The organism is Sphingorhabdus sp. (assembly GCF_040079335.1).
GTDB lineage: Bacteria > Pseudomonadota > Alphaproteobacteria > Sphingomonadales > Sphingomonadaceae > Sphingorhabdus_B.
This window is the reverse complement of sequence record NZ_JBEBKL010000071.1, coordinates 1-7,504: the sequence shown is the minus strand read 5'-3', so window position 1 is coordinate 7,504 and position 7,504 is coordinate 1. Positions and strand designations below refer to the sequence as shown.

Sequence of the window (7,504 nt, the reverse complement as noted above, 5' to 3'; positions counted from 1 at the left end):
CAACCGTGGCAATATCGAGGCCGCGCAGTCGGAGAGTATTGCAGCGGATTCGGGCTTGTTGATCGCACAGCGTGACGCGAACCGGGCGCGCTATGACGCCCGAATGCTGCTTGGGGCAGCTGAGGTCCGCTACGAGGCATTGGCAGGCCCCGGCATTGCCCAAGCCGAGGAAGCACTTCGGCTGGCGCGCATCGGATATAACGCAGGCAAATTCTCGCTTCTCGAACTGCTCGATGCGCAGAACGCGCTAACCACCGCAGAGCTCAATCTCATTCAGGCGCGGCTAGACCGTGCAAATGCACTCGCTGCGCTCATCCGCGCGAATGCGCAGTGAAGGAAATCATCATGGAAATCGAAACCAACAAGAACAAATTGATTGCAGGGGCCGCGATAGCCGCGCTCGTGCTGGGCGGCGGCGGTGTGATGCTTGGCCGCACAATCTTTGCTCCCCCAACGACGGCCGCTGCCGAAGCCGAAGAAGGCGAGCATGGCGAGGAAGAGAATCACGGTGCCGAAGGCTTTGTGGCAATGGACGATGCACGCGCAAAAGCAGCGGGCATTGCAACGGAAGCAACACAAGCGGGAGGACTTGGCGCGGAAGTCATAGCGCAGGGCGTCGTTGCCGCCGCTCCCGGTGGCGAAGCGGTGCTGACCGCGCGCGCCGACGGGGCGCTGACCCGGATTGTCAAGCAGCTTGGCGATAGCGTCAGCGCCGGTGAGACCGTCGCCTATCTTGAAAGCCGCGATGCCGGCACGATTGCTGCCGAGCGCAGTTCCGCTTCTGCTCGGCTTATTGCCGCCCGCGCAGCTTATGCGCGTGAGAAGAAGCTGTTTGATGCTCGGGTTACCGCACGACAGGATTTAGAGGCGGCACAGGCTGTCCTAGCCGAAGCCGAGGCCGAAGCGCGGCGCACCCAATCGGCGGCGGGGGCTGCGAAGATTACCGGTGATGGACGATTTCTTGCCGTGACAAGCCTGATTTCCGGTCGGATCACCAAGGCCGACGCCACGTTAGGTAGCTACGTCGCGGCTGGCACCGAGCTTTTCCGTGTCGCGGACCCGCGCAAGATACAGATCAACGCGTCGATGCTTCCCGCCGATGCCCGCCGCGTCCAACCCGGTGACCGCGCCGTGATCGAGTTGCTGGGGGGCGAGACGGTCAACGCCACCGTTCGAGCCGCGACACCAAGCCTTGACCCGGAAAGCAAGGCGGCGACGATTGTGCTGGTTCCCGATGGCTTTGGCCAACTTACGCCGGGACAGGGTTTGCGTGTGCGGATCATGCCGCGCAATTCCGCGCCCAGTTCGAGCATCGGCATCCCCGAAGAAGCGGTGCAGTCGGTCGGGGGTAAAGACGTTGTGTTCGTAAAGACCTCCAAAGGTTTTCAGGCCACCAACGTGACCACGGGCCAGCGCAGCGCGGGCCGCGTTGAAATCGTTACAGGGCTGAAACCCGGTGCAGTCATCGCCTCAAACGGCGCATTCCTGCTCAAAGCCGAACTCGGCAAGGGCGAGGCGGAGCATTGAGATGATCGAAAAACTACTCGATGCGGCGATCCGCTTTCGCTGGGGCGTGGTTGTCGTCACGCTCATCATCTCGGCCTTTGGCGCGATGCAGCTTTTGAAGCTGCCTATCGACGCCGTTCCTGACATCACCAACAAGCAGGTGCAGGTGAATACCGTGGCACCCGCCCTCGGTCCGCTCGATATGGAGCGGCTTGTCACCTTCCCAGTCGAAACCGCGATGGCTGGAATACCGGGTCTGGAAAGCTCGCGCTCTATTTCGCGCAACGGCTTTAGCCAAGTGACGGTCGTGTTCGACGAAGGCGTCGATCTTTATTTCGCGCGCCAGCAGGTTGCCGAGCGGCTTACACAGGCGAAAGAAAGCTTGCCCGATGGCGTCGAGCCGCAAATGGGTCCGGTGACAACCGGCCTAGGCGAAGTGCTGATGTATGTCGTCGAATATGAACCGTCAGGGACGGCGAAGAATTCGAGGGTTTCAGGCAAGCCCGGCTTCCAGCCCGATGGCTCCTACCTCACCACAGACGGCAATCTCCTAACCGATGACGTGTCGAAACTCGCCTATCTGCGAACCGTGCAGGATTGGGTAATCCGCCCACAGTTGAAGACGGTGCAGGGCGTCGCCGGGATCGACAGCATCGGCGGCTATGAAAAGCAGTTCGTGGTCGAACCAGACCCGGCAAAGCTCGCTTCCTATCATATCTCGTTTTCCGAACTCGCCGAAGCGTTGGAAAAGGCCAATATTTCGGTCGGGGCAAACTTCGTCGAACGCGGTGGCGAAGCGTTTCTGGTCAAGGCCGATGGCCGCATCCGCACATTGGACGAAATCGGCCGTGCGACCGTGACCACACGCGGCGGCGTTGCGGTTGCGGTGCGCGACGTGGCTAATGTTCGCATCGGCGGCGATTTGCGCACGGGTGCGGCGTCCGAAAATGGCAATGAGGTTGTCGTCGGCACCGCGTTGATGATCGCAGGCGGCAACAGCCGGATCGTCGCCAATGCTGTAGCCGAGCGATTGGGCGAGGTCGCCAAATCCATGCCGCCGGGGATCAAGATAAAGACCGTGTTGGATCGTTCCAAACTGGTCAACGCGACGATCTGGACGGTGGAGAAGAACCTGCTTGAAGGAGCGCTTTTGGTTATCGCGGTGCTGTTCTGGTTGCTTGGTAATATCCGCGCTGCGCTGATCGCCACTCTGGTGATTCCAATCTCGTTCCTGATGATGGCGATGGGCATGAATGCAACCGGCACATCGGGCAATCTGATGAGCCTTGGCGCGCTCGATTTCGGGCTAATCGTCGATGGCTCGATCATCATCATCGAGAATTGCCTACGACGTTTGGCGGAGCGACAACATCATGAAGGGCGATTGCTGACACTGACCGAGCGTTTGCACGAGGTCTTCGAGGCCTCGCGCGAGATGGTGCGGCCCACGATTTATGGTCAGGCGATCATCTTCCTCGTCTTTGCGCCCTTGCTCACTTTTACCGGCGTCGAGGGCAAAATGTTCGGACCAATGGCGATCACCGTGATGCTGGCCTTGGGCGGTGCGTTCATCCTTTCGCTGACTTTTGTTCCAGCAATGGTTGCGCTGCTCATTCGCGGCGAGGTCGCTGAAAAGGACGTGAAGGCAATTGCCTTCGCCAAAGAGCGCTACGTCCCATTGCTCGACAAGGCCGTAGCGCGGCCCTGGCCGTGGATTGGCGCAAGCATTGGCGTGTTCGTGCTGGCGGGACTGGCCTTCCTTACTCTGGGCCGCGAGTTCATCCCACAGCTCGACGAGGGCGATATTGCGCTGCAAGGCATCCGCATCCCCTCGACTTCGCTCAATCAGTCGCTGACGCTGCAACGCCAGATCGAGAAAGCGGCGATCACGCTACCCGAGGTCGCCTATATGTTCTCGAAGACCGGGACTGCGGAAGTCGGCACCGATCCGATGCCTGCGAATATCTCTGACTCTTTCGTGATTCTGAAACCCAAGGATGAATGGCCGTCTGGGATAACCAGTAAGGAACAGGTCATCGAGCGGCTTGAGGCCAAACTCAAACCTTTGGTTGGCAGCGCCTTCGAAATCAGCCAGCCCATCCAGCTACGGTTCAATGAACTTATAGCGGGCGTGCGTGGTGACATCGCGATCAAACTGTATGGCGACGATCTCGAGGTGATGAGTGCGGTCGGTGCGAAAGTTGCGGCGGTGCTAAATACAGTTCCGGGTGCGGCAGACGTCAAAGTCGAGCAGACCGAGGGTTTCCCGCAACTCGACGTGAAGTTCGACCGTGATGCCATCGCTCGCTACGGCCTGACTTTGCAGGACGTGACCGATACCGTGGCCGCAGCCCTTGGCGGGCGGGAGGCGGGGATTGTCTTTGAGGGGGACCGGCGCTTCGATATTGTCGTCCGCTTGCCCAATGCGGGCCGCGACGATCTTGATGCTGTGGGCGCTTTGCCGGTGATGCTGCCGCAAGAGGGCGCATCGGTTCCGCTGAGCGCAGTTGCGAGCTTCGGGTTTTCCGAAGGTCTTAATCAGGTCAGCCGCGACAATGGCCAGCGCCGCGTCGTGGTTCAGGCGAACGTGCGCGGGAATGATCTCGGCAGCTTTATCGCCGAAGCGCAAAGCAAGGTTTCCGCCCAAGTCGAGTTGCCCCCCGGCAGCGCCATTGAATGGGGCGGGCAGTTCGAGAATTTGCAGGCCGCCTCGCAGCGCCTTTCGTTGGTCATTCCCATCGTGTTTGCGGCAATATTCGGCATCCTGTTTGTCGCCTTGCGCGGGTTCAGACCGGCGATTGCGGTCTATTCGGCGATACCACTAGGCTTGGCAGGCGGCGTATTCGCGCTCGCGGTGGCTGGTCTGCCCTTCTCGGTATCGGCGGCGGTGGGCTTCATCGTGCTGGCGGGTGTCGGTGTGTTGAACGGCCTTGTCGTGATGACCGCAATCAACCAGCGGATCGAAGCGGGGTTGCCGGTCGCGCAGGCCATCGTCGAAGGTTCGATAGAGCGTTTTCGCGCTGTGCTGATGACCGGCATCGTGCCTGCCATCGGCTTCGTGCCGATGGCCCTCGCGACCGGCCAAGGCGCAGAGGTGCAAAAGCCGCTCGCCATCGTCGTCATCGGCGGGCTAATTACTTCAACGATTTTGACGCTGTTCGTGCTGCCAGCGATCAGCCAGCTATTGCTCAAGGGTCGGCACAAACATCACGAAGAAGGCGACTATAGCGATGTTGATGCGCTAGGCAGCGAGTTGCCAGCAAAATGAAAGGTAAATTCACATGCCCTGCCAAGCCGCGATGAAGGCAAACGAGATGAAGCGCCTCACTGTTGAAAGCCGGACACCTGACAAAATGGTCACGAAAAACTACCGGAGCGTCGCGCGGATATTTCACCGCCGCTCGACCGACGCGTTGATATGACTGCAAACGCCATTCCGGTGACTGCCGCCATCTACATTGGAGCAGCACTGGCCGAAATCGCAGGCTGCTTTGCATTTTGGGCATGGCTTCGTCTTGACCGATCCCCGCTCTGGCTCGCGCCCGGGATACTGTCGCTGGCGCTATTTGCATGGATGCTAACGCTGGTCGAGAGCGAAGCGGCTGGACGCACCTTTGCTGCCTATGGCGGCGTGTATATCTGCGCTTCGCTCGTCTGGCTTGCGATGGTCGAGGGCGTCAAACCCGATCGTTGGGACTTTGCTGGCGCGGCAATCTGTCTCGCGGGTGCGGCGCTTATCATGTTTGGTCCGAGGGGAAGTGGCGCATGACGGACGATAGTTCACACGATCACGGCAAGGGCGGACACGCTGGCCACAATCACGGCGCAGGCGCAAGCACCAAACGGCTCACAATCGCACTTGGGCTGACCACCCTATTCCTTATTGCAGAGCTTATCGGCGCGTTTGTGTTCGACAGCCTCGCGTTGCTTTCCGACGCGGCGCATATGTTTACCGACAGTGCCGCGCTCGCCATCGCGCTTGCGGCGGTCAAAATCGGTCAGCGCCCACCCGACGACAAACGTACCTTCGGCTATCGCCGGTTTGAAATTCTGGCCGCCGCGTTCAACGCGATCCTGCTCTTTGCGGTTGCGGGCTATGTGTTGGTTGAGGGTGTTCAGCGCTTTTTCGACCCAAGGCCCGTTGAGTCGGTGGGAATGCTTATAGTGGCAAGCCTTGGCTTGGTCGTAAATCTTATTTCGATGCGTATCCTTGCAGGCGGCAAGGACGACAGTCTCAATGTGAAAGGTGCCTATCTCGAAGTCTGGGCCGATATGCTCGGCTCGATTGGCGTGATCGGAGCGGCGATTGCGATTTACGTGACGAAGCTAAACTGGATCGACCCCATCGTTGCCATCGCCATCGGCTTATGGGTGCTGCCGCGCACTTGGACCTTGCTGCGCGACACGACACATATTCTTCTGCAAGGTGTGCCGCGCGGGTTTGACCTCCGAGCGATCCGCACTGCAATGAACGAAGTCGAGGGCGTCACCGGCGTTCATGATTTTCATTTATGGTCGGTTGCCGGTGACGACGCGAGCCTGACCGCCCATGTCGCATTAACCGAAGGAGCCGACGCGGAAGCAACGCGACGCGCTCTTGCTGAAATGCTCGAAAGCAAATTCGACATTCATCATGCGACAATCCAGACCGAAACCGAACCGTGTGGCGATGAGGAGAGTTTGCATCGCTGACCAATGCCAAACTCCGGTGAGGATAGCCAACGAGCGACGTCATTGCTTTCCGCCTGACCGCGTTAGGCATGTCCTTGATCGACGGACGTTTGGCCGCTTTGCGCCGCCCTTGTGCGCGCAAGCAAAAAACCGGCGCGAGCGCCTACGGTTTCCACGGGTGGAGCCTCCGTCTTTTGGCTTGCGCGCGGGCAGCGCGCGGCCCTTTTCCATGTCCGTCAGGACATTTCGCCTGACGCGATCAGGAGAACCACAATGCAGAACATTGCTGAATTTCAAATCATCGGGCGCATCGGCAAGATCGACCCTGCCAAGGAAGTCACCCACATTTCGGTTGCCGCCAATTACAATCGCCGTGACGGCGACGAATGGAAGACCGACCCGCACTGGAACCGCGTTACGCTCTTTGGCAAGCTGCGTGACCGTCTCGCCAAGGCAGACAAAGGCGATCTCGTTCGCATCACCGGACGCGTTCGCCAAACCAGCTACGAAGCTGAAAGCACGACCCGCTATGGTGTGGACATGATCGCCGACGGTTTCGCAATTCTCGCCAAAGCGAGCGGCAAGCCGACTGACGAAGAACGCGGCTGACCCAAGAGGCGGCGGTTCAGGCCGCCGCCTTCAGGCTTCGGTTTCCACCTCAAACGCCCTCTTGCCTTTGCGCTTCCAGAGCATGAGCGCCTGTTCGCGATCTTCGCTGCGAAGCTTGGCCGCAACGGTGAGGAATGCTCCGTACAATGTGGCGCGATCATCATCGGCCAGCTCGACTAGACCAGCTTTCACGACAAGCCCGCCCAACTCGATCAGCTGCCGTGTGCGCTCGCGCCGCTTGACCTGCCATTCGCGCATGTCTGTTCGTGCCTTTCGTGCCTCAAGCCGGTGCCGTGCTGCCGTCAGACGTGCGAGTGCCGTCGCGTTTGCGTTCAATTCCTTCGCCAGGCTTTCGCGCCGAGCCTTGAAAGAAGGCGTTGCCGCGTTTGCGCCAGCTTTCCTTCTTTGCGGCATCGGTGGTTTCGACTATGAATAGCAATGCACCAGCGAGTGTTTCCGCGTCCATTGCATCGCCTCCAGTGGCAATGACCAGTTCGCCAAGTTGCTGGACGCGGCGTTCTTTGAGTTGCTTAGTTCTTTCGGCAAGTGCCTTTAGTTCCGAATCAATATCACGAGGTTTGCGCATCTTCTGTCTCCATTGAGAGTTGATGCAGCCATCATAATATCGCGCCGCTCCTATTGCTGTAGAGTTGTCGAGACAGTCTGACACCACCTAGTCCCGAGCAGGATTTTATCATGGGAGGGCGCGCTTATACGT

General features: G+C 59.4%; 9 protein-coding genes. 7 read left to right on the top strand and 2 right to left on the bottom strand.

The genetic code is table 11. From position 1 onward, the window contains the following. From ABL922_RS13645 to ABL922_RS13615, 7 genes are all read left to right on the top strand, one after another. Positions 1-334, top strand: a 334-nt coding sequence (locus tag ABL922_RS13645) for a TolC family protein (protein WP_349024762.1), incomplete at its 5' end; no start/stop codon positions are given. 11 nt (positions 335-345) lie between these two features. Next, entirely contained in the window at positions 346-1,527 is a 1,182-nt protein-coding gene (locus ABL922_RS13640) for an efflux RND transporter periplasmic adaptor subunit (RefSeq protein ID WP_349024761.1), read from the top strand. A 1-nt stretch (position 1,528) separates the two neighbouring features. Next, on the top strand, positions 1,529-4,774 hold the full coding sequence (locus ABL922_RS13635) for a CusA/CzcA family heavy metal efflux RND transporter (protein WP_349024760.1): 3,246 nt from the start codon (positions 1,529-1,531) through the stop codon (positions 4,772-4,774). A gap of 13 nt (positions 4,775-4,787) precedes the next feature. Continuing rightward, positions 4,788-4,928 carry a hypothetical protein gene (locus ABL922_RS13630; RefSeq protein WP_349024759.1) on the top strand — a complete coding sequence of 47 codons (141 nt, stop codon included), beginning with the start codon at positions 4,788-4,790 and terminating at the stop codon, positions 4,926-4,928. Next, on the top strand, positions 4,925-5,275 hold the full coding sequence (locus ABL922_RS13625; RefSeq protein ID WP_349024758.1) for a YnfA family protein: 351 nt from the start codon (positions 4,925-4,927) through the stop codon (positions 5,273-5,275). Before ABL922_RS13630 ends, ABL922_RS13625 begins: the two co-directional genes overlap by 4 nt. Continuing rightward, positions 5,272-6,198, top strand: coding sequence for a cation diffusion facilitator family transporter (locus ABL922_RS13620; protein WP_349024757.1), 927 nt, complete (start codon positions 5,272-5,274; stop codon positions 6,196-6,198). Before ABL922_RS13625 ends, ABL922_RS13620 begins: the two co-directional genes overlap by 4 nt. Positions 6,199-6,450: 252 nt before the next feature. After that, positions 6,451-6,786: a single-stranded DNA-binding protein gene (locus ABL922_RS13615; protein ID WP_349024756.1), complete on the top strand. Its 336-nt coding sequence runs from the start codon at positions 6,451-6,453 to the stop codon at positions 6,784-6,786. A 30-nt stretch (positions 6,787-6,816) separates the two neighbouring features. Here the strand turns inward: ABL922_RS13615 and ABL922_RS13610 are convergent, their stop codons facing one another. Beyond that, positions 6,817-7,044, bottom strand: a complete 228-nt coding sequence (locus tag ABL922_RS13610; RefSeq protein WP_349024755.1) for a conjugal transfer protein TraD — start codon at positions 7,042-7,044, stop codon at positions 6,817-6,819. 22 nt (positions 7,045-7,066) lie between these two features. After that, the gene (locus ABL922_RS13605) at positions 7,067-7,372 is read right to left on the bottom strand and encodes a conjugal transfer protein TraD (protein ID WP_349024754.1); all 306 of its coding nucleotides are present in this window, start codon (positions 7,370-7,372) and stop codon (positions 7,067-7,069) included. Positions 7,373-7,504: the final 132 nt, after the last annotated feature.